Raw genomic sequence first — 24,694 nt, forward strand, 5'->3', positions numbered from 1 at the left:
CGGCTCGGCGTCGGCCCGAGCAGCGGACAGCCGACCCCGGCGGCCGGCAACCGCCCGCCGCGCGGCACTACCGCCGGAGCACCGGCCCGGTGGCGGTCACGCAGCAGGCTCCATCTCCCCGGCCTGCCAGAGCCGCGCATAGTGCCCGCCCATGGCGAGCAGCTCGGCGTGCGGGCCGACCTCGACGATCCGGCCCCCGTCGAGCACCACGATCCGGTCGGCGCGCGCGGCCGTGCCCAGCCGGTGGGCCACGACGAACGCCGTGCGGCGGGAGGTGACGCGGTCGCCCGCGGCGTGCACCGCGGCCTCGGTGGCCGGGTCGAGGGCGGCCGTGGCCTCGTCGAACAACAGCACGTCGGGGTCGGCCAGCTCGGCGCGGGCGAGCGCGATGAGCTGCCGCTGCCCCGCGGACAGGCCCTGCCCCCGCTCCCCGACCGGGTGCCGGAAGCCGCCGGGCAGCGCGCGCACCAGCTCCAGCGCGCCGACGGCCCGGGCGGCCGCCTCGATCTCGGCCGGGCTCGCGTCGGGGCGCGCGTAGGCGATGTTGGCGGCGACGTCGCCGGTGAACAGGTGCGGCTCCTGCGGCACGATCCCCAGCCGATGCCGGTACGCGGCCAGCGGGTAGCGCCGGACGTCCACCCCGTCGACGAGCACAGCGCCCGTGCCGGTGTCGTAGAACCGGGCGAGCAGCTTGACCACCGTGGACTTGCCCGCGCCCGTGGCCCCGACGAACGCGATCGTCTCCCCGGGCGCGACCCGCAGCGAGACGCCGTCGAGCGCGGGCGAGGCGGCACCCGCGTAGGTGAACCCCACGTCGCGCAGCTCGACCTCGCCGCGCAACCGATCCGGCACCGGCACCGGGTCGGCGGCCGGCTCCGGCGGCACCGACGTGGGGGTGCGCAGCAGGTCGGCGATGCGCGAGAGCCCGATGCGGGCCTGCTGGTAGCCGTCGAAGACCTGTGACAGCTGCTGGACCGGCGCGAAGAACAGCCCGAGGTAGAGCAGGAATGCGGTGAGCACGCCCGGCGTGAGGTCACCGCCTGCCACCCGCGCCGCGCCCGCGCCGAGCACCGCCGCCGTGGCGACGTCCGACAGCAGCGCGACGAACGGGAAGTACGTCGCGATGTAGCGCTGCGCGCGCAGCCGGGAGCTGCGGTAGGCGGCGCTGCGCTCGCCGAACCTGGTGGCGCTGCGCTCCTCACGGACGTAGGCCTGCGCGACCCGCACCCCCGTGACGTTCTCCTGCAGGTCGGCGTTGACGATGCTCACCCGCTCCCTGGCCTCCGCGTACGCCGCCGACGCCACCCGGCGGAACAGCACCGTGGCGATCGCGAGCACCGGCACCACCGCGAGCGCGACGAGCGCCAGCTCGGGGTCGGTGACCAGGAGTGCGACCGCGACGCCGCCGATCGTGAGCACGCTGACCACGGCCTGCGCGAGACCGGTCTGCAGGAACGTCGACAGCGCGTCGACGTCGGTGGTCATCCGCGTCATGATCCGGCCCGACAGCTCGCGCTCGAAGTAGTCCAGCCCGAGCCGCTGCAGATGGGCGTAGCTGCGGACCCGCAGCAGGTAGAGCAGGGTCTCCCCGGCGCGCGACGTGATGACGGTCTGCGCGGCGACCACGAGCCACCCCGCCACCACCAGCCCGAGCCCCAGCAGCGTGGCCGTGACGAGCACGCCGGGCGCGCCCGCCGTGATGCCGCCGTCGATCGCCAGCCGCGTGATGCCGGGGAGCGCGAGGCTGCCGAGCGCGTCGAGGGCCACCAGCGTGATCCCGAGCAGGAGCGGCCCGCGGACCGGGCGCAGGAGGCGGGCGAGCCGGAACGCGGGATCCGGTGCCGTGGGGTCCTCACCGGGGACGCGGGGCACCTCGGTGGCCTGCGGCAGCGCCTCGACCGCGGCCAGCAGCTCCGGGGTGGGCGCCATGCTGCCCGCCGCGGCGCCCATCCCGCCGCCCCCGCGAGCGCCCACCCCGCTCGACGGGCTCGCCGTGCGCGCCGCCGGCACCGTGGCGTCGGTGCCCGGCTCCGGCCACAGCTCGGGAGACTCCCCCGCGTCGACCGGGTGCGTGCCGCGTTCGCGCACGCCGTCCGGCGCGTCGAGCAGCTCGCGGAACAGCGCGCATCGCTCCACCAGCTCCGCCTCCGTGCCGACGTCGACGACGCGGCCCGCGTCGAGCACGGCGATCCGGTCGGCGAGGGCGAGGCTCGAGCGGCGGTGCGCCACGAGGAGCGTGGTGCGCCCGGCGGTGAGCGCGCTCAGCGTGTCGTGGATGGCGGCCTCGGTGGCCGTGTCGACCGCCGACGTGGCGTCGTCCAGCACCAGCACGCGCGGGTCGGTGAGCACGGCCCTCGCCAGCGCGATCCGCTGGCGCTGCCCGCCCGAGAGCGTGAGGCCGCGCTCGCCCACGAGCGTGTCGTACCCGTCGGGCAGATCCTCGACGAAGCCGTCCACCTGCGCCGCGCACGCCGCCGCCCGCACCTCGTCGTCGCTCGCGTCGGGGCAGCCGTAGGCGATGTTGGCGCGGATGGTGTCGGAGAACAGGAACGCCTCCTCGAACACCACCCCGAGCTCCCGGCGCAGGTCGGCGAGGCGCAGCTGCGGCAGCGGCACGCCACCCAGCCGCAGCTCGCCCCGCTGCGGGTCGTAGAAGCGCGGCAGCAGCAGTGCGATGGTCGACTTCCCGGAACCGGCGGAGCCGACCACCGCGAGCGTCTCACCGGGCTCCACACGCAGCGTGACGCCGTCGAGCACGGGATCGTGGCGCGAGTAGCCGAACGTGACGTCCCGCAGCTCCACCGACAGCGGGCCCTCCGGGAGCGCCACCGGGGAGACCGGGTCGACGACGTCCGGGCGGGAGTCGATCAGGTCGTGCACGCGCTCCACGCCCGCACGGGCGAGCTGGGCGCTCACCACGACCGAGCCGAGCAGGCGGGCGGGCCCGACCAGCTGGGCGAGGTAGGTGGAGAACGCGAGGAACGTGCCGAGGCTGAGGGAACCGTGCAGCGCGAGCGAGCCACCGACCGCGATCACGCCGACCTGCCCGAGCGTGGGCAGGGCGAGCAACGTGGGGTTGAGCCGGGCGGTGAGCCGGGCGGTGCGCATGCGCTCGGCGAACAGGCGCGCGGCGCCGCGCTCGAGCGTTGCGGTCTCGCGGGCCTCCTGACCGAAGCCCTTGACCACCCGCACGCCGGTGACGGTCTCCTCCACGTGCTGGGCGATGTCGGCCGCGCGCTGCTGCGCCGACCACGTGGCCGGGAACAGCTTGGCCCTGGTGCGCAGCGCGATCCAGCCCACGGCCGGCACCACCACGAGCGCCACCACCGTGAGCACCGGGGAGAGCCACAGCATGGCGGCGACCGAGGCGACGACCAGTACCAGCGCCCCGAGCGCGAGCGGCGCCATCGACAGCAGCGACTGCACCAGCTGCAGGTCCGTGATCGCGCGCGACACGACCTGGCCGGTGCGCAGCGCGTCCTGCCCTTCGCCGTCGAGGCGCTGCATCGCGGCGAACACCTGCCGCCGCAGGTCGTGCTGCACGTCGAGGGCGAGCCTGCCCGCGAGGTAGCGACGCAGGAACGCGGCGCCGAAGCGCACCAGCGCCAGCGCGATGATCGCCCCGACGACGGGGGCGAGCACCGCCGTGGACCCGGCCACGGCGTCGTCCACGGCCACGCGGGTGAGCAGCGGCCCGACCGCCTCGAGGCTGACCCCGAACACCGATGCGATGAGGGCACCCACCGCCACCGCGCGGTGACGGAGGCAGGCGTGGACGAGCCGGCGGATCCAGCCGGGGGAGCGAACATCGGGCACGGCTCCACGTTATGTCGCCGCACCGACACCTGCGCCGGGGTTCCGGCGATGTCACGAATCGGTGTCCGGTCCGGACCGATCGGAACACCGCGGTCGGTCCTCGCGCTGCACCGGGCACCTCGTGCGATGCTGACCGCCCGGTCGACGCGCCCCAACCGACAGGAGAACCCGGTGCGCCCCAAGATCATTGCAGTGGCGGCAACGCTGCTGGCCGCCCTCGGCATCGCCGGGTGCGGAGGCGGATCCGACTCCGGCACCCTGCGGGTCGGCACCGAGGGCACCTACAGCCCGTTCAGCTTCCAGGGGCCCGACGGCAAGCTGACCGGCTACGACGTCGAGGTCGTGCAGGCGGTCGGGGCGAAGCTCGGCAAGGAGGTCGAGTTCGTCCAGACCCCGTGGGACGCGATCTTCGCCGGGCTGGAGTCCAAGCGCTTCGACCTCGTCGCCAACCAGGTGACGGTCAACGACGAGCGCAAGGCCAAGTACGACCTCTCGGACCCCTACACCGTCTCCGAGGGCGTGATCGTCACCCGTGCCGACAACACCGGCATCACCAGCCTCGCCGACCTCGAGGGCAAGACCACCGCGCAGTCCGCCACCAGCAACTGGGCCACCGTCGCGCGCGACGCCGGCGCGAACGTGGAGGCGGTGGAGGGCTTCGTCCAGGCCGTCCAGCTGCTGAAGGACGGCCGGGTGGACGCCACCGTCAACGACACGCTCGCGGTCGCCGAGTACCAGAAGGTGCAGGGCGACGCGGGCGTGAAGATCGCCGGGACCACCGGCGACACGAGCCAGCAGGCGTTCGCGGCGCGCAAGGACAGCGGGCTGATGGCCGACGTCAACCGGGCGCTCGGCGAGCTGCGCGCGGACGGCACGCTGAAGCAGATCTCCGAGAAGTACTTCGGCACCGACGTCAGCGGTCCGTAGTGGACCCAGGCACCTGGGATCTGATCTGGCGGAACCTGTGGCCGATGCTGGCGGCCACCGTCACGAAGACCCTGCCGCTGACGGCCATCAGCTTCGCGCTCGGCCTGGTGCTCGCGCTGTTCGTCGCGCTGGCCCGGATCTCGCCGATCCGTCCGCTCTCGCTGCTGGCGCGCGGGTACATCTCGGTGATCCGCGGCACGCCGCTGCTGGTCCAGCTGTTCATCGTGTTCTACGCGTTGCCGCAGCTGAACATCGTGATCGACCCGTTCCCGTCGGCGGTGATCGCCTTCACCCTGAACGTCGGCGGCTACGCGGCCGAGGTGGTCCGGGCGGCCATCCTCAGCATCCCCAAGGGGCAGTGGGAAGCGGCGCAGACGATCGGCATGGGCTACCCGACGACGCTGCGCCGGGTGATCCTGCCGCAGGCAGCGCGCACCGCGGTGCCCCCGCTGTCCAACACGTTGATCTCGCTGGTCAAGGACACGTCGCTGGCCTCGACGATCCTGGTCACCGAGCTGCTGCGCGTCGCCCAGCTGGCGGCGGCGCCGACGTTCGACTTCTTCGCGCTCTACGGGGTGGCTGCGGTCTACTACTGGGTGATCTGCCTGCTCCTGTCGTCGGGGCAGGTCCGGCTCGAGACGAGGCTGGAGAGGTACGTGGCGAGGTGACCGACCTGCTGACCGCCCGCGGCCTGGAGAAGGCGTTCGGCGGGCTACAGGTGCTGCGCGACGTCTCGTTCGAGGTGCCCGCCGGCACGGTGACGGCGGTGATCGGGCCGTCGGGCTCGGGCAAGACCACCGTGCTGCGCACGTTGAACGCCCTCGACCGGGCCGACGCGGGGGTGATCACGATCGGCGACCTGTCGGTGGACTTCGCCCGTGACGTCGACCGCGCCACCCTGACCCGCTTCCGGATGCAGAGCGGCATGGTGTTCCAGAGCCACAACCTGTTCCCGCACATGACGGTCCTCCAGAACGTGATCGAGGGGCCGGTGATCGTCCAGAAGCGGCCGAAGGACGAGGCCATCGCGGACGCCCGGCGGCTGCTGGAGCAGGTGGGGCTGGCCGAGAAGGCCGACCAGTACCCGTTCCAGCTGTCCGGCGGGCAGCAGCAACGGGTCGGCATCGCCCGGGCGCTCGCCCTTGCGCCCAAGCTCATGCTGTTCGACGAGCCGACCTCGGCGCTGGACCCCGAGCTGGTCGGCGACGTGCTGCGGGTGATCAAGGACCTGGCGAACCAGGGCTGGACGATGGTGATCGTCACCCACGAGATCCGGTTCGCCCAGCAGGTGGCCGACCAGGTGCTGTTCCTCGACGGCGGTGTCGTGGTGGAGTCCGGCCCGCCTGCACAGGTGCTCACCGAGCCCACCGAGGCCCGCACCCGGCAGTTCCTGGAGCGCATCCTGAACCCGATCTAGATCGGGTTCGCAGGACGATGCCGCGCCGCACCCTGCTCGTGACCGCACACACCGGGTGGGCTCCGCACACATGCCGGGTCATGTGTGCCGCACCGCCGCAGTGTGTGCGGTGGCCCCGCGGGCAGCGCCGGCGGTCAGGTGATGTCGCGGCGGGCGGCTACCAGCCAGCCGACGGCCCCGACGACCGCCGTCCAGGCCGCGAGGACGACCAGTGCGACGCCCCAGCCCGGCGGGGAGGTGACACCGGCGAGCAGCTCGACGACCTGGGGTCCCGTCACGGGGCCCGCGATCTCGTTCACCGGGATGCCGTAGACGGCCACCTCGCCCGCGTTGCCCGGCAGGTAGGACGACAGGGCGCGGACGGACCGGGACTCCGCCCCGTCGAGCAGCGCCCCCACCAGCAGCTCCCCTGCCATCAGGTACAGCAGGAGGGCCACGAGGGCGCTGACCTGGTTGCTCACCGCGGTGCCGAACGCGGCGCCGAGCGCGCCCCAGAGCGCCGAGACCGCGACGCCGATCAGGGCGGTGGCCGCGAGCGGCGCCACGCCGGGGAACGCCACTCCGGCGTCCGCGACGGTGCCTGCGAGCACCCCCGTCACCACGGTCGCGATGGCGTAGCACGCCCCGACGCCGGCACTGACCAGCATTTTCGCCAGCAGCACCGGCGCCCGGCCGCGGGTGGTGAGATAGGTGGTGGTGATGGTGCGGTGCCGGTGCTCACCCGCCGCGGCGGCGACGCCGTGCACGGCGGCGAACACGCTCGTGAGCCCGAGCGCGTAGGCGAGCGACCCCAGCAGCAGCGGCAACCGCTCGGCCTCGTCGAACGCCGCCGTGAAGGCCCCGCCGAAGAGGTTGATCGTGCTCGACAGCAGCGCGACCGGGATCAGCAGCCCCCACCACAACCGCGTCGACACGACCTTGCGGAACTCCGCACGCACCGGCGCCGCGACGGGGCCGACCCTCATGCCGCGCGCCACGGGTCGGTGGTGAGCTGGAAGAACAGCTGCTCCAGCTCCACGCGCTCGTGCACCATCCCGTAGATCGCCACGCCGGCACCGAGCGCCACGTCCCCGACGTGGACGGGGTCGGTGCCCGCCACGCCCAGCCAGCCGCCGGAGAGGGTGTCGATCTCCAGCACGCCGGTGGCGGCGAGCGCATCGGCGAGCCGTGCGGGGTCCGCGCAGCGCACCAGCACGCGAGTGCTGCGCGAGCCCTGCAGCTGCGCGAGCGATCCCTGGTAGACGCAGCGGCCGTGGCTGATCACCACGAGGTGGTCGGCGGCCTGCTCGACCTCGGCGAGCAGGTGGGTGGAGATCAGGACGCTGCGCCCCTGCGCGGCGAACGCCCGCAGGAACGCCCGCAGCCACGCGATCCCCTCCGGGTCGAGGCCGTTGCCCGGCTCGTCGAGCACGAGCACCTGCGGGTCGCCGAGCAGCGCGACGGCGAGCGCGAGCCGCTGGCGCATGCCGAGCGAGTAATCGCCCACCGGGCGCTCGCCCACGTCCCCGAGCCCGACCGTGCCGAGCGCGTGCTCCACCGCCTCGTCTGGCACCCCGATCGCCGCCGCGCAGGCGAGCAGGTGCGCGCGGGCCGTGCGGGCGGGGTGGAAGCCCTGCGCCTCGAGCACGGCCCCGACCACCCGGGCGGGCTGCGGCAGCTGCGCGAACGGCAGGCCGTTGATCCGGGCCTCGCCCGCGGTGGGCGTGACGAGGCCGAGGATCATCCGCAGCGTCGTGGTCTTCCCGGAGCCGTTCGGCCCGAGGAACCCGGTCACGGCGCCCGGCTCCACCGAGAACGTGAGCCCGTCGACAGCCTGCACGGCACCGAACCGCTTGCTCAGCTCGCGAACGGTGATGCCCTCGGTCCGGTCGTCCTGCACCAGGTTCGTCGGGTCCGGTCTAGTCGTCGGCCGGCTCGGCATCGCCCGCCGGCTCGCGGTCGTCGACCGCCTTGCGCTCGCCCGCAGGCGTGCCCGTGGCCGTCGGCCTGCCGTCGACGGCCGGCACCACGGGCAGCTCGGGGTCGGTGGACGGCGCGATCTCGGCGGGAGGGCCGTCGATCGCGGCGAGGACGGCCTCGGCCCACCCGGCGTGCTCGACGTCGCCCAGCGGGTTCATCTCACGCCCCTTGCTGCCGGGCCCGAACCGCGGCGGGAGCTCGGCGACGCGCAGCCGGTGCCGCGCGGCCTCCTCCCGCGTGATGGCGTCGAGGGCAGCGGCCGTCCCACCCCGCGCGCCGCGCGCGAAGGTGGCGACCACCGCACCCGACGGCAGCGAGGCGAGGAGCTGTCGCAGCGACACGTCGAGTCCGGGGACCCGCCGGGCGATGTCCTCGGCGCCGATGATGCAGCTCACCAGCGCCGCGGACTGGTCCCTGGTGAGGTCGATGAGCTCGGGGAGCTGGCGGGTGAGCACGTCGGCCACGCCCGCGCCCGCGCGCGAGAGGTTGACCACGCGCCACGCGTCCCGGTGGCGCAGCCGCTCGTGCACCACGCCGACGTAGCCGGTCTCCCGGCGGGTGGCTCCGATGCCCTGGCTGGCCGAGTCGCCGAGAACGACCCACAGCGGGCCGGTGGCCCGCCTGGCCTCCAGGTTGGCGGCCGCCCAGTCGTCGGCGAAGGCCTTGATCTGCAGCCTGCGGGCGGATGCGCCGGGCAGCACGCCCCCGAGGAAGCGCTCGCCACCCGCCTTCACCCGTCGCGCCGCGGCGCGCATCCGAGGGACCTGCATTGGAGAGCTCATAGGGAACTCCGAAGGGTCGTGACTACCCGCCGGCACGGGGGTTGCACGCGGGTGGGGATCGTCACCGTATCCAGTGGCGTCCTCCCGCCGGTAGGCGGGGGCTCGGGTCCTGCGGTCCGGTTCGTCCCGTTCCCGCGGCGGCCGGGAACGGCGATCACGTCAGGGTCAGAACCCGAACGCCGTGATCGTCGGCAGGGTACCGGCGCGCAGGGCGTCGAGCACGTACCGCTCGTGCGGCACCACCGGCTCCGGCAGCGCCGTGAGCGGGAACCACCCCAGGCCGGCCGCCTTCGCCGCCTCCAGCAGCCGCGGCTCGCCCGTCCAGCGCCGGCAGGCGAAGAAGAAGTCGACGCGCTCGTCGATCGGGTCGTGGTTGGCGTGGGTGCGGTGCATCGTGGTGAGCGGCTCGAGGTCGGCCGGCTCGATCTTCACGCCGACCTCCTCCGCCGCCTCCCGGCACGCGGCCGCGAACACCGACTCGTCGGCCTCGACGTGCCCAGCGGCCGCAGCGGCCCAGTGCCCGTCGCGGTACCCGGTGCCCTGGCGCAGCTGCAGCAGCACCTCGGCATCGGGGCCGGTTCCGCGGAGGAGGAGCACGTAGGCGGCCGGAACGACGCGGAACCTCACCCGGGCACCCTAACTTCGCACACGCGGCCCCGGCTTCGCAGATGGCCGGCCTTGCGCGAAGTGGGAGCCAGGTGTGCGAAGTCACCAGGTCAGGCTTACTTGACTCGTCGGTAACATCTCCGGCCATGCTGCTGTCGACCCAGCTCCAGTACAGCGAGGACCCCGCCCGCACCGCCGGGTCGGTGGTCGCGATGGAGCAGGCGGGACTGGACGTCGTGTGGGTCGCGGAGGCGTACAGCTTCGACGCCGTCTCGCTCATGGGGTACCTGGCCGCGCGCACCTCGCGCGTGCAGATCGGCTCCGGGATCCTGCCGATCTACAGCCGGACCCCCACGCTCACCGCGATGACCGCGGCCGGCGTCGACGCGCTGTCCGACGGCCGCGCGATCCTCGGGCTGGGCGCGTCCGGCCCGCAGGTGATCGAGGGTTTCCACGGCGTGCCGTACGACAAGCCGATCGCGCGCACGCGCGAGATCATCGAGATCTGCCGGAAGGTCTGGCGGCGGGAGCGGCTCACCAACGACGGGATCTACCCGATCCCGCTGCCCGAGGGCCGGGGCACCGGGTTGGGCAAGCCGCTTAAGCTGATCAACCACCCACGGCGGGAGGACATCCCGATCTGGGTGGCCGCACTCGGCGAGAAGAACGTCGAGATGACGGCCGAGCTCGCGAACGGGTGGCTGCCGCACGTGATGCTCCCGGAGAAGATGCGGGAGGTCTTCGGGCCCGCGCTCGACGCGGGCCTCGCCAAGCGCGCACCCGAGCTCGGCCCGCTGCAGATCACCGGAGGCGGGATCCTCGCGGTCGACGAGGAGATGTTCGAGCCCGCCCGCAGGCTCGCCCGCGGCATGTACGCCCTGTACATCGGGGGCATGGGGGCGCGGGGGCGCAACTTCTACAACACCGTCTTCGCCCGCCAGGGCTACGCCGACGCGGCCCGGCTCGTGCAGGACCTCTACCTCGAAGGGCGCAAGGAGGAGGCCGCTGCCGCGCTGCCCGACGACTTCATCGACAAGGTCACGCTGATCGGGCCCCCGTCGTACGTCCGGGAGCGGATCGACGTGCTGCGCGGGGCGGGCGTCACGCACCTGCACGTCAGCCCGGTGAGCGCGGACGTCCCCTCGCTGCTCACCCGCGTGAAGGAGTGGATCAGCTAGGTCGGCGCGATCACGCACGGTGACTGGGTCACACTCTGTTGTCGACCGTCGCCGAACGCAGGGAGCGCCGTGATCGAGCCCGCCATCGCCGTGTCCGACCGATCGATGGCGCCGCACCAGTACCGCTTCGTGGAGACGCACGCGTGGTGGCTCGGAACGTTCGGGCCCCACCAGCACCTCACCGAGCACCGGCTGCGGCAGTGGATCCCGGTCCAGCCCGACCGGGAGTGGGTGCTGGAGCGGGAGCTGACGGGCGCGCAGACCTGGCTGACCGGCTCGGCGCAGGAGGCGCGCGAGGACGGGTTCGACATCCTCGACGTCGCACCCGTCGGCCGCTTCCGCGCCCGCTACGGCGACTTCGACACCGCACGGGACCCCGCCGACGACCTCCGGGTCGGGTTCGACACCGTGTTCTGCGCGCCACCGCTCCCGCCCCGGCGCGGGAGCTGGCAGTCCCCCACCCCCGACTTCCTGCAGCGCCTGCCCCGGGACCCGGCCACGCTCCTCGCCCGGCTCCGCGAGGACAACCCGGGCAGCTGGTTCGGGCCGTTCGCGGCCGCGGTCACGGCGCTGCGCACAGCGCTCGTGCCCGCCGAGCTGCGGGCGGCGTTCTTCCGGGCGCTCTCCTCCCTCCCCGGCGTGAGCTTCACCGACGACGCTCGCAACGTCGACGGGCACGAGTGCGTCGCGCTCGTCCACGACGCCGGGCGCACCCGCACCGAGCTGCTCCTCGACCCGGCGGACGGCCAGTTCGCCGGCGAGCGCGACACGCTGCGCACCGACTCCCGCGCCGGCCTGCGGGCCGGCACCGTGATAAGCACCACTGCCGTGCGGACCGCGGTCGTCGACGCCGAGGGCGAGCTCCCGGCGGCGTAGGAGGCACACCCCCGGTTCGCTCCACGCATCCCGGGTCCGGTTGCACTGATCGCCGTCGAGGACCCGGCGCAGGCCACCGGGATCGCGACGGTGCGCGATCCGCCCGGGCCCGCAACGCGGTGGAGTTCGCGCCGCACTGCGGTGCAGTTCACTGAACCGAGCCCTTGACCGGTGCAGCCGATCACGCCCACCGCGCGGTACCCGCCCCGCGAGCGCGGGGACTAACCTGGCGGGCAGTCCTCGGCGATGTCGATGAGATCCGATCAAGGCGGTCATCAGCGTGTCCAGCAGCAGTACGTCCAGTCCAGCAGGAGAGTTCGGGCCGAACGAATGGCTCGTCGAGGAGATGTACCAGCGTTTCCTCGACGACCCGAACAACGTCGATCCGGCGTGGCACGAGTTCTTCGCGGACTACCGACCTACCGACACGTCCTCCCCCGCTGCCGCCGACCCCGCCGACGACTCGGCCGGCACCGGTTCCGTCCAGGAGGCCGCGCAGCGGCCCAGCCGCCCCGCAGCACCCTCCGACGCGCCCACGGCGCCCGCTCCCACCCCCGCCGCCGAGCGCCCGGAGCCCAGCGAGCGCCGCCGGGCCGCCGACCGCGCCGCGCTCACGCCCACGAACGGCAGCGCGCCCACCCAGAAGCGCAGCACACCGTCCACCGGGGCGAAGCCGCCCGCGGGCAGCACCTCGCAGGCCGCGCGCCCCGCCACGGGGGCTGCGGCCGACCCGGGTGCCGGCACCACCATCCCGCTGCGCGGTGCCGCGAACGCGGTCGTCAAGAACATGAACGCCTCGCTGGCCGTGCCCACGGCCACGAGCGTGCGCGCCGTCCCGGCGAAGCTCCTCGCCGACAACCGCGTCGTCATCAACAACCAGCTCAAGCGCACGCGCGGCGGCAAGGTCTCCTTCACGCACCTCATCGGGTACGCGCTGGTCAAGGCGCTCGCCGACTTCCCGGTGATGAACCGCCACTTCGCCGAGCAGGACGGCAAGCCGGTCGTGGTGCAGCCCGACCACGTCAACCTCGGGCTCGCGATCGACCTGCCGGGCAAGGACGGGCAGCGCTCGCTCGTCGTCGTCTCGATCAAGGGCTGCGAGACGATGAACTTCGCGCAGTTCTGGTCGGCCTACGAGGCCATCGTGCACAAGGCGCGGGCCGGCACCTTGACCGCGGAGGACTTCGCGGGCACCACCATCACGCTCACCAACCCCGGCACGCTGGGGACCAACCACTCGGTGCCGCGGCTGATGCAGGGCCAGGGCGCGATCATCGGCGTCGGCGCGATGGAATACCCGGCGCAGTTCCAGGGCGCGAGCGACGAGAAGCTGGCCGAGATCGGCGTGAGCAAGATCATCACGCTGACCTCGACCTACGACCACCGGATCATCCAGGGCGCCGAGTCCGGCGACTTCCTGCGCCGCGTGCACGCGCTGCTGCTGGGCGAGGACGAGTTCTACGACGAGATCTTCCGGTCCGTGCGGGTGCCGTACGAGCCGGTGCGGTGGGTGCAGGACATCCCCGAGGGCGCGATCGACAAGACCGCCCGGGTGATCGAGGTGATCGACGCCCACCGCACGCGCGGGCACCTCATGGCCGACACCGACCCGCTGAACTACCGCCAGCGCAGGCACCCCGACCTGGACATCCTGTCCCACGGCCTCACGCTGTGGGACCTCGACCGGGAGTTCGCCGTCGGCGGGTTCGCCGGCCAGCAGCACATGAAGCTGCGCGACGTGCTCGGCGTGCTGCGCGACGCGTACTGCCGCACCATCGGCACCGAGTACATGCACATCGCCGACCCCGAGCAGCGCGCGTGGCTGCAGGAGCGGATCGAGGTGCCGCACCAGAAGCCGGGCGCCGCCGAGCAGAAGTACGTGCTCTCCAAGCTCAACGCGGCCGAGGCGTTCGAGACGTTCCTGCAGACCAAGTACGTCGGGCAGAAGCGGTTCTCCCTCGAGGGCGGCGAGACGGTCATCCCGCTGCTCGACGCCGTGCTGGACAAGGCGGCCGAGCACGAGCTCGACGAGGTCGTCATCGGCATGCCGCACCGCGGGCGGCTCAACGTGCTGGCCAACATCGTCGGCAAGCCGATCAGCCAGATCTTCCGCGAGTTCGAGGGCAACCTCGACCCGGGCCAGGCCCACGGCTCCGGCGACGTGAAGTACCACCTCGGCGCCGAGGGCAAGTACTTCCGGATGTTCGGCGACGGCGAGACGGTCGTGTCGCTCGCGTCCAACCCGTCGCACCTGGAGGCGGTCGACCCGGTCCTCGAGGGCATCGTCCGCGCCAAGCAGGACATCCTCGACAAGGGCGAGGGCGGGTTCACGGTGCTGCCGCTGATGCTGCACGGTGACGCCGCGTTCGCGGGCCAGGGTGTGGTCGCCGAGACGCTCAACCTCGCCAAGCTGCGCGGCTACCGCACCGGCGGCACCATCCACGTCGTCATCAACAACCAGGTCGGGTTCACCACGGCGCCCGAGCACTCGCGTTCGTCGCAGTACTCCACCGACGTCGCGAAGATGATCGACGCTCCGGTGTTCCACGTGAACGGCGACGACCCCGAGGCGTGCGTCTGGGTGGCGAAGCTGGCGGTGGACTACCGCGAACGCTGGCACAACGACGTCGTGATCGACATGATCTGCTACCGGCGGCGCGGCCACAACGAGGGCGACGACCCGTCGATGACGCAGCCTGCGATGTACGACATCATCGACGCCAAGCGCAGCGTCCGGAAGATCTACACCGAGTCGCTGATCGGCCGCGGGGACATCACCGTGGAGGAGGCCGAGCACGCGCTCAAGGACTTCTCCAACCAGCTGGAGCACGTCTTCAACGAGGTCCGCGAGCTGGAGCGCACCCCACCGGCACCGAGCCCTTCCGTCGAGAAGGAGCAGTCGGTGCCCACCGACCTCGACACGTCGGTGTCGCTGGAGGTCGTCCACCGCATCGGCGACGCGCACGTCGAGCTGCCCGATGGCTTCACGGTGCACCAGCGGGTCAAGCCCGTGCTGCAGCGGCGCTACCAGATGTCGCGCGAGGGCAACGTCGACTGGGCGTTCGGCGAGCTGCTCGCGCTCGGCTCGCTCGTGATGGACGGCCGGCTGGTGCGGATCGCCGGCCAGGACACGCGCCGCGGCACGTTCGTGCAGCGCCACTCCGTGATCATCGACCGGCGCTCGGGCGAGGAGTACTACCCGCTGCGCAACCTGTCGGAGGACCAGGAGCGGTTCCTGCCCTACGACTCGGCGCTCTCGGAGTTCGCCGCCGTCGGCTTCGAGTACGGCTACTCGGTGGCCAACCCCGAGGCGTTCGTGGCGTGGGAGGCCCAGTTCGGCGACTTCGTCAACGGAGCGCAGTCGATCATCGACGAGTTCATCTCGTCCGGCGAGGCCAAGTGGGGCCAGATGTCGGACGTCGTGCTGTTGCTGCCGCACGGGCTGGAGGGCCAGGGGCCCGACCACTCCTCCGGCCGCATCGAGCGGTTCCTGCAGCTGTGCGCCGAGGGCTCGATGACGGTGGCCATCCCCACCGAACCGGCCAACTACTTCCACCTGCTGCGCCGCCACGCGATGGACGGCGTGCGCCGCCCACTGGTGGTGTTCACACCCAAGTGGATGCTGCGCGCCAAGCAGGCGGTGAGCCCGCTGACCGACTTCACCGGCGGCCGGTTCCGCCCGGTCATCGACGACCCGCACTTCCGCGAGAACAACGGCCCGGCCTCGGACGTGCGCAAGGTCCTGCTGTGCTACGGCAAGCTCTACTACGAGCTGGCGGCCGCGCGCGAGAAGCGGGGCATCGAGGACACCGCGATCGTGCGCATCGAGCAGCTGTACCCGGTGGCCGACCGCCAGCTCGCCGCGGTGCTGGAGCGCTACCCGAACGCCGAGGACATCCGGTGGGTCCAGGAGGAGCCCGCCAACCAGGGTGCGTGGCCGTTCGTGGGGCTCGAGCTGCCGATGAAGCTGCCCCGGCTCGTCGGGTTCCGGCGGGTGTCGCGGCGGCGGATGGCCGCGCCTGCCGCGGGATCGGGGAAGGTGCACGAGGTCGAGCAGGCCGCCCTGATCGACGAGGCCCTCAGCACTTCTGATTGATCAACGCCACCAGGCGGAGATCAATCAGGGAGAACGGAGTCGGAGTAGCAGTCGTGTACGCAACGGACCGCGGCATCGAGGAGCTGGTGGAGCGGCGCGGCGAGGAGCAGGTCAGCGTGGAATGGCTCGCCGATCGGCTTCGCACGTTCGTCGACCTCAACCCCGGCTTCGAGAACGCCGTCGACCGGGTCGCGAGCTTCCTGGCCCGCGACGACGCCGACGATCCGGAGGACTGAGCGGGGTCACCGGCCGGCGCGCGACACCTGCCGGGCGGTGATCCGCCACCCGTGCGGCGTGCGGCTGACGCGGTCGTCGTAGACCACGCTTCCCGTGCGGCCGTCCCGTAGGACGCCGATGCCCTTCGACCGGACGGTGGCGCCGCCGTCGGCGCCCTCGGTGACCACGATGTTGGTGACGTGGTGGCCGATCGGGTTCCGCGCGTCGTCGGCGAACGACTCCGAGAGCGCGCGGAACTCGTCGATGCCGCGCACGACGCCCTGGCCCATCGCCGTCACGTCGTAGACGACGTCGGGGGTGAACAGCTCGTCGAGGCGGTGCAGCTCGCGACCGTCGACGAGGTGCCCGTGCAGCGCGACGAGCTGGTGGATCGCGATGATGTCGTCCGCGGTCAGCGTCATGCGCGCAAGATAGCGATCTGACCCGAGGGCGCGCCGAAAGGCTGGTCAAGCCGCACCTGGCCCGGCCGTTGGAGCGCGACGAGGCCCGGCGGTGATCACGACACCAGTGCGCCGGTGACGGACCGTTCGAGCGCGTCGACGAGCCAGGCCTGTGCCGCACCGACCGTCACGGGCTCGCCGGTGACCTCGCCGACGAGTGCCCAGTAGCGACGCAGCCGGGGGTCGCGGTCGACGGTGGCGGTGGTGAGCAGCTCGCGGCGGAACCGCGGGGTGTCCCGGCTGCGCTGCACCGCGGCGTACGCGGCCACGAACCGGTCCAGCGCCTGGCCCGGCTCGGGCTGCCGGCCGGCGAGCACCAGCGGGTGGGCCAGGTGGCACGCCTCACCGATCCCGGTGAGCAGTTCGGCCTCGTCGCGGACGAGCTCGAGGTTCACCCGTGCCCTCGCCCGCATCCGGCGCAGGAGGTCGCGGTCGCCGGCCACCGCGACCAGCTCGGCGTACGCCACCACCTGTCGTGGCGTCGGGTCCGGCGGCGGCGCCGGGACGCTGACCTCGAGGAACATGCTCGTCAGGTCGGCCGGCAGCTGGGCGATGAAGAGGCGGTGCCAGAAGTCGAGGAGGGCGTCCCGTGCGGCGTTGTGGTCCTGCACCGCGGCGAGCAGCGCGAGGCGGGCCGCCCGCTCGGCGGGGGCGGCCTCCTCCACCGCCGCGAGCGACGCGCGTCGCCAGGCGAGCGCCGCCAGCTCGACGTCGAGCGCCGCGCGTTCCGCCGCGACGACCTCCGCGATCGACCGCTCCTCCCGGAGCACAGCCGCGATCGCGGGCAGCCCGAGTCCGAGCCCGCGCAGCCGCCGCACGAGCGCGAGCCGCTCCACGGCCGACGGCGGGAACCGGCGGTGCCCGCCGGCGCTGCGGTGGGAGTCGAGCAGCCCTTCGTCGCAGTAGAAGCGGATGGTGCGCACCGGCACGGCCGTCAGCGCGGCGAGGTCACCGATCCCGAGCGTGTCCCGCATCACAGTCGCTCGAACCTCCAGCAGGGTGGAGTTCCTACGGTACGTCCCGTGGATCAGATGCAGAGCCTGGAGATGGACGTCGACCGGATGGTCACCGGACTGCGGGAGGTGACCGGCGCCCTCGCCGACGCGATCGCCGGCCTCGACCCGCAGGGCACGGTGCCGACCTGCCCGGAGTGGCGGGTGCGGGACCTCGTGGGGCACATCGGGCAGGCCTACCGGTGGAGCGCCGGGCTCGTGCGCAGCCGGGCGGCCGCTCCCCCACCGGACCCGCGCGACTCGGAGCCCGGCCGGTCGCGGGACTGGCCGGCCTGGTTGCGTGACGGCGCCGCCGACCTCGAGCAGGCGATCGGCGAGACCGGCCCCGACACCGCCGTGTGGACGTTCGTCGGGGAGCGGCCGGCGCGGTTCTGGCTGCGGCGCATGATGGCCGACACCGCCGTGCACGTCGCGGACGCGGCGTTCGCCGCGGGGCGCCCGTTCTCCGTCGCCCCGGACCTCGCCGCCGAGGCGATCAGCGAGGGGCTCGGGCTGATCTCGGCCGCCGCGGCCGCCGGCCTGAAGCCCGAGCTGGAGGAGCTGCGCGGCGACGGGCAGACCCTGCAGCTGCGGCCAGCCGACCTCGAGCCCGGCTGGCTGGTCACCCGTGCCCCCGGAGGCGTCACGTGGGAGCGCGCGACGGGCGACGCGGACGTCGTCGTGGCCGCCCCGGTGGCCGACCTGCTGCTGGTGTTCTCCCGGCGCATCACACCCGACGACCCCCGGCTGGCGATCAGCGGCGACCGGGCCTTGCTGGACCACTGGTGGGCCCACACGGCGTTCTGACCGCGCGCCGCGAAGCGAAGATCACCAGCGCTCGTCACCCCGGCCCGCTCACCCCCGGCCAGCCGTGGCCGGCTTCGTCCACAGGAGCGAGTAGCGGAACAGGACGTGCCTGCGCATCCGGACGCCGGGCAGGAGGCGCTCGGCGGTGGCCCGGACCTGGGCGAACGTGTCCGGGGGCGGCCAGACCGTCGGCGCCGACATCTCCGACTCCCCGCCCCGCCGCCACCGGAGCCAGCGGTGCGCGACGACCCCGGCGACGGCGTACGGGAGGTCGTGGGGCCAGCGGGAGCGCGGCAACCCGACCACCGCGAGCACGCCGCCGGGGCGCAGCAGGTCCCGCATCCGCTCCAGGCCGGCGGCGGTGTCCATGTGGTGCAGCGCCGCGATCGACGCGACCACGTCGAACGACTCGGGTTCGAACGGGTGCGTCAGGATGTTCGCCTGCAGGTACTCGATCCCCGGGCCGCGCGCGTGGCTCTTCGCCCGCTCGAGGACCGGCCGGTCGCGGTCGATCCCGATGACCGACGGCACGACCGCGCTCAGCTCCTTGGTCAGCAGCCCTTCACCGCAGCCCACATCGAGCGCCGCCCGGCTCCCCGGCGGCACCGCCGCGAGCACGAACGGGTGGTAGTGGATGTTGTGGTTCCAGCGCGTCTCGGTGGCGGGCACGACGGCAGCCTCCCACGCCCCGCTCACACACCAACCCCGGTGCTCGCACACCAACTGCAGTCGGTGTGCGAACGCTCGAGTTGGTGTGTGACCCGGGGGGTCGGTCAGCGGCGGGGCAGGCCGAAGCGGCGGCGGGTGGCTTCCAGCAGCTCTGCTGCCCTGGCCTCCACCTCGGCGTCCAGCTCGTCGATGGCCGCCGGGTCGGCGCGCCGATCGGGGGCGGGGCGGGGCCGCAGCTTCATCCACGACTCCACCCACAGGGCGTCGAGCGCGGCCTCCCAGTGCAGCTCGACGCCGAGGCGGGTCAGGCCGGCGCGCTCCTCGGCGTGTGCCATCGCCCGGCCGAGCCCGACCAGCTCGCGGTTCAACGCGGCGGCCCGCACCCGGTCCCGCTCGCGCAGGGCATCCGCCGCCGCCGCGATCCCCGCGACGACCTCCTTGTACTCCCGCGCGGCACTCATCGCACGGCCTCGCTCGCAAGCCCTCTCATCGCGCCTCCTCCAGCGAGGGAACGATGACCACCTCGGGCTGGGTGTGCTGCGCCCGGTCGAACAGCAGCCCCCGCCCGGGCCGCGGCGACCACGTGACGAACATGCCGGGCACGAGCGGCTGCACCTCCGAGCCCTGGACGTCGAGGGCCACCCACGCCCCCAGGTCGTCGGGCGAGGCGCCCATCATGAGCAGGGCCTTCAGCCGCGCCGGGCTCCGCCACCACCCGAGCACGTGCACTCCGGTCTCCGGGCCGAAGTGCAGCACCTTCCGCAGCGCCTCTGTTCCGGCCCGGTCCAGCGCGGTGTCGGCGGCGTCGGCGGCGTAGAGCACCAGCGCCACGGGATGGCGCGACGCGGTGCCGGCCAGCCGCTCGGACACCTCCTGCGCCAGCGCCTCGACGCGGGCGCGCAGGTCGTCCAGCCGGACCGTCTCGACGCGCTGGCCGGCCCCGGCCACCCGCTCGGCGAGCCGCTGCGCGGGCTCGAGGGCCTCCGCGATGAGGGGGGCGATCACCACGTCGAGGGTGTCCCGCGCGTGCTGCCCGGCCAGCGAGGCGGCGGCAGCGCCGAGCACCTGCACGGCCTCCCGCGCTCCGGACGCGAGCACGCCGAGGTTGCGCCCCGGCGCGTCCGGCAGTGCGACCGCGGCCGCGCTGCCCGCGACGTCGATGCACTGGCCCACCAACGCCCGGGGACCCGCGGGCAGGACGGCGAGCAGCTCGGAAAGGCGCGGCGAGCGGCTCCCGTCGAACAGGCGCGGCTCGGCACGCCCCTTCGCGTACGTCTCGTGCAGCACGTGCTGCACCTCGTCCACCGAGCCCTTGCCGGTGGCGTCCGGGATCCGCACGACCTCGTTGCCGTGCGTGATGCCCGACTCGTGGTTGATCACCGCGTGCCAGCGCGGCAGGCCGAGCGTGGCGTCGTTCAGCTCGGCGAGCACGCGCCGCGCGCGCGGCAGCGCGATCCGCAGCACGAACTGCTCGAAGATCGCCGGACGCCCCCAGAACGCCTCGATGCCGGACACGTCCTGGCTGGCGAGGACGAGGTGGATGCCCTGGGAGCGCCCACGCCGTGCCACGTCCTCCAGCAGGAGCGTCGCCTGCCGCGTGACGGCGTCGCGCTCGGCGAACAGGTACTGGAACTCGTCGATCACGGCGACGATCCGCGGCCAGCGGCCGGTCGGGTCCTCGCGGCGCAGCTCCTCGAGCTTCGTCACCTCGTGCGCCTTGGCCGCCTCCGCGCGGCGGCGCATCTCGTCGGAGAGGAACTGCAGGAGCGCGAGGCCGAACTCGCGGTCGGTGTTGATGTTCACGCCGATCAGCCGAGCGTGGGGCAGCCAGGTCCGGTCCCGCCGCCCGGGGGCGAACTGCGCGAACGAGACGCCCTCCTTGAAGTCGAGGAGGTAGAACTCGAGCTCGTCGGGGCCGTAGCGGGCGGCCATCGAGCTGATCATGGTGAGCAGGAGGTTGGTCTTCCCGGAGCCGCTGGGGCCGCCGATCAGGGCGTGCGGGGAGGCGTCGGCCAGCGAGACCTGCGCCGGCAGCCCGTCGGTGAACCCCACGGGCGCGTGCAGCCCGCTGACGGACCGCGAAGCACCCCACTTCTCCGTGCCCGGCATCAGGTCGGCGAACGTGCCGATCCGGCTGCGCCAGCGCTCGTGCTCGTCGGCGATGGCATGGGCGGCGCGGGTGGCCTCGGCGGCGGGCAGCGGGGCATCGGGCTCCACCGTGACGTGCGGCCCGGTCATCGACGAGGTCGCCATGCCGGTGTCGTCGAGCCGGATCGTCTCGATCGGCGCGTTGGCCGTCATCGGCACGTCCAGCAGCACCAGCTGCACGCCGCACGCGAGCCCGTCGCGCGCCACCCGCTGGAGCTGGCGGTGCTCGGTGTCCTTCAACGACGCCCGGTTGCCCAGCAGCACCGCGACGACCCACGGCTCGGTGCGGCCGCCGTTCGCCTCGGCCATCGCCCGCAGCGACGGGTGGCCGTCGACGAGTGCCCGGGTGTGGACGCGCCGGATCCGGTCCGACAGCTCCTCGAGCAGCTCGTCGAGCATGGCCGGGTCGTGCACGGTGAGCAGCCCGCTGCGGGTGAGCGGGTAGAGACCGGGCAGCGAGCCCGCGAACCGGCCCACGTCCCACACGTGCAGCTGCACCACACCGGGCCGGAAGCTGCTCATCACCCGCAGCAGCAGGTTCTCCACCAGCGCCTCGGCGCGGGGCCGGCTGTCGTGCGTGGAGCTGACCTGCAGGTGCGACTCGTCGAGCAGCGGGACCGCCACCGGGAACCCCGGCTCCGCGCGGCCGATCCGCCCGGTGCCGATCCGCCACAGCGACGGCACCGGCCCCGCCCCGTCGACCTTGCCGACCTGGCCGAGCCACTCGTCGGGATCGCCGCCCGCGGCCGCGGGCGCCGCCTCGGCGAGGATCTGCTCGAGCCGCCGGGGACCGGTGGCGAGCCATTCCCGGAACGCGGCCGTCCGATCGGCCGCCACCCGCTCGACCGGTCCGGCGAGACCCGGGTTCGCCAGCAGCCGGCGCAGGCCGGGATCGTTCTCGACCGCGTCGAGGCCGTCCTCGCGCAGCCACATCTCGACCATCGCCTCGGCGTGCGCGCGCACCGCGGACTCGCGCGCGCCCTCCGCGGCGCCGAGCGCCCGCGCGACCGCGTCGCACAGCGCGTCGAACGCCGTGGCGATGCGCTGCTGCCGCTTGCTCGGCCCGCGTGCCACGCCGACCTACAACCGCGCGTCGATGTCGGCCACCGCGGTGGCGCCGCCGCTGATCAACCCCAGGCCGCGCTCCAGCTCCTCGGCCGCCTGGCGCAGCTCGGGGGGCACGAGCGGCTCGGAGTGCTGCTCCCCCAACCCGTCGAGCACGGCGACGGCGTCGGCGATCCGGGCGCGCGCGACCCCCGCCTGCTGGTAGGCGCTGCCGAGTTGCTCGGTCACCCCTGCCAGCACGGCCCGGATCTCCCCCAGGTCGCTCACCCGGCCTCCTCGCTGCGCTCGTCGGACGCGTTCGCGCTCACCGTGTCCGATCGTGAGCTCGCTGTTCTCACCCGCCCCGCCGGCTCCGCGAGCTCCGCCGGCGTCCGTCCCCCGGGCTCGCTCACAGCCTGTTCGCGACGCCCTCGGACGCCTGGATCGCGGCCTGCACCTGGTTCTGCACCTCGCCGATGCTCCCGACGGCCTGGGCGAGCAGCCCGTTCGCCTCGGACACGTCGGCCTGCGTGCTGCCCTCCGTCACGCGCTGCAACGCGCCCTGCGCCTGCTCCAGCGAGGAGTGCGCCTGTTGCAGCGCCCCGAGGCTCTCCGAGGCCTTGTCGTTGGCCAGCGCGATGCCGGCCCGGACCTCTTCGATGCTCGCCATCTTCTTCTAGCTCCCCGTCGTACCCGAAACCAGTCGTACGGTGCGAATCTAGCCGCGATACGGCTACCCGCCGCATGCGGCTCGCTACTCGGTTTCCCGAATTCTCCTGCCGACCTAGGCTCGTCGGTCGTGGCGGACGGGGGGCAGCGCGACACGGGCACGCGCGGTAGCCGTGGCGGACCGGTTCTCATCGGCGCACTCGCCGTCGACTCCCTCGGCAACGGGCTCTTCCTCCCGCTGTCCCTCGTCTACTTCGTCGAGCTCACCGAGGTGTCGCTGGCGCTGGTCGGGGTGCTGCTCACGATCGCCAACGCGGTGACGCTGCCGATCCCGGTCTGGGCGGGCACGCTCGCCGACCGGTTCGGGGCGCTGCCGCTCGTGGTGGGCGCGCAGCTGCTGCAGGCCGTAGGCTTCCTGGCGTACGCATGGGTGAGCGGGCCCGCCGGCATCCTCCTGTCGTCCGCGCTCGTCGCGGTCGGCGTGCGGTTCTTCTGGTCGGCCGTGTTCACCGCGATCGCCGACTTCGTCGACGGGAGCACGTCCACCCGGTCCCGCGACACCTGGTACGCGCTCGCCAACGGCGCCCGCACGGCGGGGCTGGCGGGGGGCGGGCTCGTCACGGGGATCGTCGTGTCCGACGGGCGGGACGCCACCTACCGCGCCGTCGCGTACGCCGCCGCCGCGTGCTTCACGCTGGCGGCCGTGCTCATCACGGCGTTCGTCCGGACCGGGCCCGGTCACGCGCACGAGCCGCTCGAGCGCTCCGGGTACGGCACGCTGCTGCGCGACCGGCCGTTCCTCGGCCTGATCGCGCTCAACGCCGTGTACGCGCTCTCCAGCATGATGCTCGGCGTCGCGCTCCCGACGGTGGTGCTCGCCGGCATCGAGGGACCGGCGTGGCTCACGTCGGTGCTGCTCGCGGGCAACGCGGTGCTGATCGCCGTCCTGTCCGCACCGGTCGTCGCCCGCCTGACCGGGTTCCGCCGGACGCGCGGCATCATGGCCGCCGCCGCGCTGTGGGCGGCGTGGTGCGTCTCGCTCGCGGTTCTGGTGCCGGGACAACCCGGCTGGGTGCTCCCGGTGCTGGTGGGCGGCACGCTGCTCTTCACGGCGGCCGAGATCGTGCACGCCCCCGTGTCGATGGGGCTGGCGGCCGCGGCGGCACCGCCCGCTGCCCGCGGCCGCTACCTCGCCACGTTCCAGTACTCGTTCACGATCTCGTCGATCATCGCGCCCGCGTTCTTCGCCACCCTCTTCGAGATCGCCACACCCGCCCCGTGGATCGCGCTGGGCCTGCTGAACATCGCCAGCATCGGCGGGATGCTGACGCTGGAACGCCGGCTCCCGGCAGCAGCCCTCAAGGACCCGGCGCCGGCCTGACTCCCCCTTCAGATCGTCCCGAGCAGCATGACCGCCATCGCCGCGGCCGTCACCAGCTGCGCGGCCGCGGCGGGTCCGGGGGCCTCCAGCACCCGCGCCCGCACGGCGGCGCGGGCGGCGCCGGGGGCCGCGGGTTCGGGGCGGCGGCACCGGTCGGCGCACCGCAGGGTGTGCCAGGCGAAGTAGCCGGCGAGCCCGAGCGCGACCACGGACGCCATGCCCAGCGTGCGCGTCGTGCCCGGGCCGTGTCCCGCGGCGAGCACGAGCAGCATGGCGCCGCTGGCGACGACGTGGTGGCCGGCGTCGCCGCCGAACGTCCTGCTGCGCAGCACCGCGCCCCCGAACCAGGCGAGGCAGAGTACGAACACGAGCGTCCACACCGGACCGGGAACGGGGTCGTCGAGGGGCGAGAACATGGCGGCCATGCCGGCGCCCATCGCGGCGTGCGCGAGCTCGCTCGCGACGTCGCGGCGCAGCACCACCAACCGGGCGATGTGGAACAGGCCGACCGCGAGGCACCCGGCCGCGAGCACGCCGGTCACCCACGTCATGCGCCCTCCCCCCGACGCCACCGACGATAGGTCGGCGACCCGCGGGTGGGACAGGACGAAGCCCCACCGCATTTGGGTCTTGCGACGGGATGCGTCGGC

Annotated in this window: 22 protein-coding genes; 9 read left to right on the forward strand and 13 right to left on the reverse strand. The window is 73.4% G+C overall.

Annotated elements, in window-relative coordinates; translation table 11 throughout:
* Positions 1-96: 96 nt before the first annotated feature.
* Positions 97-3,816, reverse strand: a complete 3,720-nt coding sequence (locus ABEA81_RS02520) for an ABC transporter ATP-binding protein (protein ID WP_345602945.1) — start codon at positions 3,814-3,816, stop codon at positions 97-99.
* A 171-nt stretch (positions 3,817-3,987) separates the two neighbouring features.
* On the opposite strand from ABEA81_RS02520, the gene ABEA81_RS02525 reads away from it, so the two are divergent.
* Genes ABEA81_RS02525 through ABEA81_RS02535 form a run of 3 tightly spaced genes read left to right on the forward strand, consistent with a single transcriptional unit; the run spans position 3,988 to position 6,160 of the window.
* Positions 3,988-4,743 carry an amino acid ABC transporter substrate-binding protein gene (locus tag ABEA81_RS02525; protein WP_345602947.1) on the forward strand — a complete coding sequence of 252 codons (756 nt, stop codon included), beginning with the start codon at positions 3,988-3,990 and terminating at the stop codon, positions 4,741-4,743.
* 44 nt (positions 4,744-4,787) lie between these two features.
* Positions 4,788-5,411, forward strand: coding sequence for an amino acid ABC transporter permease (locus ABEA81_RS02530; protein WP_345602948.1), 624 nt, complete (start codon positions 4,788-4,790; stop codon positions 5,409-5,411).
* On the forward strand, positions 5,408-6,160 hold the full coding sequence (locus tag ABEA81_RS02535; RefSeq protein WP_345602949.1) for an amino acid ABC transporter ATP-binding protein: 753 nt from the start codon (positions 5,408-5,410) through the stop codon (positions 6,158-6,160). The genes ABEA81_RS02530 and ABEA81_RS02535 overlap by 4 nt, the downstream gene beginning before the upstream one ends.
* Positions 6,161-6,294: 134 nt before the next feature.
* Here the strand turns inward: ABEA81_RS02535 and ABEA81_RS02540 are convergent, their stop codons facing one another.
* The 4 genes from ABEA81_RS02540 to ABEA81_RS02555 all read right to left on the reverse strand — a co-directional run bounded on the left by ABEA81_RS02540 (position 6,295) and on the right by ABEA81_RS02555 (position 9,528).
* On the reverse strand, positions 6,295-7,125 hold the full coding sequence (locus tag ABEA81_RS02540) for a hypothetical protein (RefSeq protein ID WP_345602950.1): 831 nt from the start codon (positions 7,123-7,125) through the stop codon (positions 6,295-6,297).
* Positions 7,122-8,039, reverse strand: a complete 918-nt coding sequence (locus ABEA81_RS02545; RefSeq protein WP_345602952.1) for an ABC transporter ATP-binding protein — start codon at positions 8,037-8,039, stop codon at positions 7,122-7,124. Before ABEA81_RS02545 ends, ABEA81_RS02540 begins: the two co-directional genes overlap by 4 nt.
* 19 nt (positions 8,040-8,058) lie before the next feature.
* The gene (locus ABEA81_RS02550) at positions 8,059-8,889 is read right to left on the reverse strand and encodes an SGNH/GDSL hydrolase family protein (RefSeq protein ID WP_345602954.1); all 831 of its coding nucleotides are present in this window, start codon (positions 8,887-8,889) and stop codon (positions 8,059-8,061) included.
* A 177-nt stretch (positions 8,890-9,066) separates the two neighbouring features.
* Positions 9,067-9,528 carry an NUDIX domain-containing protein gene (locus ABEA81_RS02555; RefSeq protein WP_345602956.1) on the reverse strand — a complete coding sequence of 154 codons (462 nt, stop codon included), beginning with the start codon at positions 9,526-9,528 and terminating at the stop codon, positions 9,067-9,069.
* A 125-nt stretch (positions 9,529-9,653) separates the two neighbouring features.
* Between ABEA81_RS02555 and ABEA81_RS02560 the strand changes: the two genes are divergently transcribed.
* The 4 genes from ABEA81_RS02560 (at position 9,654) to ABEA81_RS02575 (ending at position 15,893) form a co-directional block, all read left to right on the forward strand.
* The gene (locus ABEA81_RS02560) at positions 9,654-10,685 is read left to right on the forward strand and encodes an LLM class F420-dependent oxidoreductase (protein WP_345602957.1); all 1,032 of its coding nucleotides are present in this window, start codon (positions 9,654-9,656) and stop codon (positions 10,683-10,685) included.
* Positions 10,686-10,754: 69 nt separating this feature from the next.
* Positions 10,755-11,561, forward strand: coding sequence for a hypothetical protein (locus ABEA81_RS02565; RefSeq protein ID WP_345602958.1), 807 nt, complete (start codon positions 10,755-10,757; stop codon positions 11,559-11,561).
* A gap of 346 nt (positions 11,562-11,907) precedes the next feature.
* Complete coding sequence (locus ABEA81_RS02570) at positions 11,908-15,657, forward strand: multifunctional oxoglutarate decarboxylase/oxoglutarate dehydrogenase thiamine pyrophosphate-binding subunit/dihydrolipoyllysine-residue succinyltransferase subunit (protein WP_425570436.1); 3,750 nt, start codon at positions 11,908-11,910, stop codon at positions 15,655-15,657.
* Between the two features lie 53 nt (positions 15,658-15,710).
* On the forward strand, positions 15,711-15,893 hold the full coding sequence (locus tag ABEA81_RS02575) for a DUF6104 family protein (protein WP_345602961.1): 183 nt from the start codon (positions 15,711-15,713) through the stop codon (positions 15,891-15,893).
* A gap of 6 nt (positions 15,894-15,899) precedes the next feature.
* Here ABEA81_RS02575 and ABEA81_RS02580 read toward each other — a convergent pair whose 3' ends face one another.
* On the reverse strand, positions 15,900-16,295 hold the full coding sequence (locus ABEA81_RS02580; protein WP_345602962.1) for a nuclear transport factor 2 family protein: 396 nt from the start codon (positions 16,293-16,295) through the stop codon (positions 15,900-15,902).
* A 95-nt stretch (positions 16,296-16,390) separates the two neighbouring features.
* On the reverse strand, positions 16,391-17,308 hold the full coding sequence (locus ABEA81_RS02585; RefSeq protein WP_345602963.1) for a MerR family transcriptional regulator: 918 nt from the start codon (positions 17,306-17,308) through the stop codon (positions 16,391-16,393).
* Positions 17,309-17,365: 57 nt separating this feature from the next.
* Here ABEA81_RS02585 and ABEA81_RS02590 point away from each other — a divergent pair, with 57 nt between their 5' ends.
* On the forward strand, positions 17,366-18,133 hold the full coding sequence (locus ABEA81_RS02590; protein WP_345603266.1) for a maleylpyruvate isomerase family mycothiol-dependent enzyme: 768 nt from the start codon (positions 17,366-17,368) through the stop codon (positions 18,131-18,133).
* Between the two features lie 48 nt (positions 18,134-18,181).
* Here the strand turns inward: ABEA81_RS02590 and ABEA81_RS02595 are convergent, their stop codons facing one another.
* The 5 genes from ABEA81_RS02595 to ABEA81_RS02615 form a co-directional block, all read right to left on the reverse strand.
* A complete protein-coding gene (locus tag ABEA81_RS02595) occupies positions 18,182-18,802 on the reverse strand; it encodes a class I SAM-dependent methyltransferase (RefSeq protein WP_345602964.1) in 621 nt (206 codons plus the stop codon).
* Between the two features lie 104 nt (positions 18,803-18,906).
* Entirely contained in the window at positions 18,907-19,263 is a 357-nt protein-coding gene (locus ABEA81_RS02600) for a hypothetical protein (RefSeq protein ID WP_345602966.1), read from the reverse strand.
* Between the two features lie 25 nt (positions 19,264-19,288).
* Positions 19,289-22,024 carry an FtsK/SpoIIIE domain-containing protein gene (locus tag ABEA81_RS02605; RefSeq protein ID WP_345602967.1) on the reverse strand — a complete coding sequence of 912 codons (2,736 nt, stop codon included), beginning with the start codon at positions 22,022-22,024 and terminating at the stop codon, positions 19,289-19,291.
* A gap of 6 nt (positions 22,025-22,030) precedes the next feature.
* Positions 22,031-22,282, reverse strand: a complete 252-nt coding sequence (locus ABEA81_RS02610) for a hypothetical protein (protein ID WP_345602968.1) — start codon at positions 22,280-22,282, stop codon at positions 22,031-22,033.
* Positions 22,283-22,403: 121 nt separating this feature from the next.
* Positions 22,404-22,664: a hypothetical protein gene (locus tag ABEA81_RS02615; RefSeq protein ID WP_220257148.1), complete on the reverse strand. Its 261-nt coding sequence runs from the start codon at positions 22,662-22,664 to the stop codon at positions 22,404-22,406.
* A 129-nt stretch (positions 22,665-22,793) separates the two neighbouring features.
* Between ABEA81_RS02615 and ABEA81_RS02620 the strand changes: the two genes are divergently transcribed.
* On the forward strand, positions 22,794-24,044 hold the full coding sequence (locus ABEA81_RS02620) for an MFS transporter (RefSeq protein WP_345602969.1): 1,251 nt from the start codon (positions 22,794-22,796) through the stop codon (positions 24,042-24,044).
* 8 nt (positions 24,045-24,052) lie between these two features.
* Here ABEA81_RS02620 and ABEA81_RS02625 read toward each other — a convergent pair whose 3' ends face one another.
* A complete protein-coding gene (locus tag ABEA81_RS02625) occupies positions 24,053-24,595 on the reverse strand; it encodes a DUF5134 domain-containing protein (RefSeq protein WP_345602970.1) in 543 nt (180 codons plus the stop codon).
* Between the last annotated feature and the right edge of the window lie 99 nt (positions 24,596-24,694).

Source organism: Pseudonocardia adelaidensis (assembly GCF_039543345.1).
GTDB lineage: Bacteria > Actinomycetota > Actinomycetes > Mycobacteriales > Pseudonocardiaceae > Pseudonocardia > Pseudonocardia adelaidensis.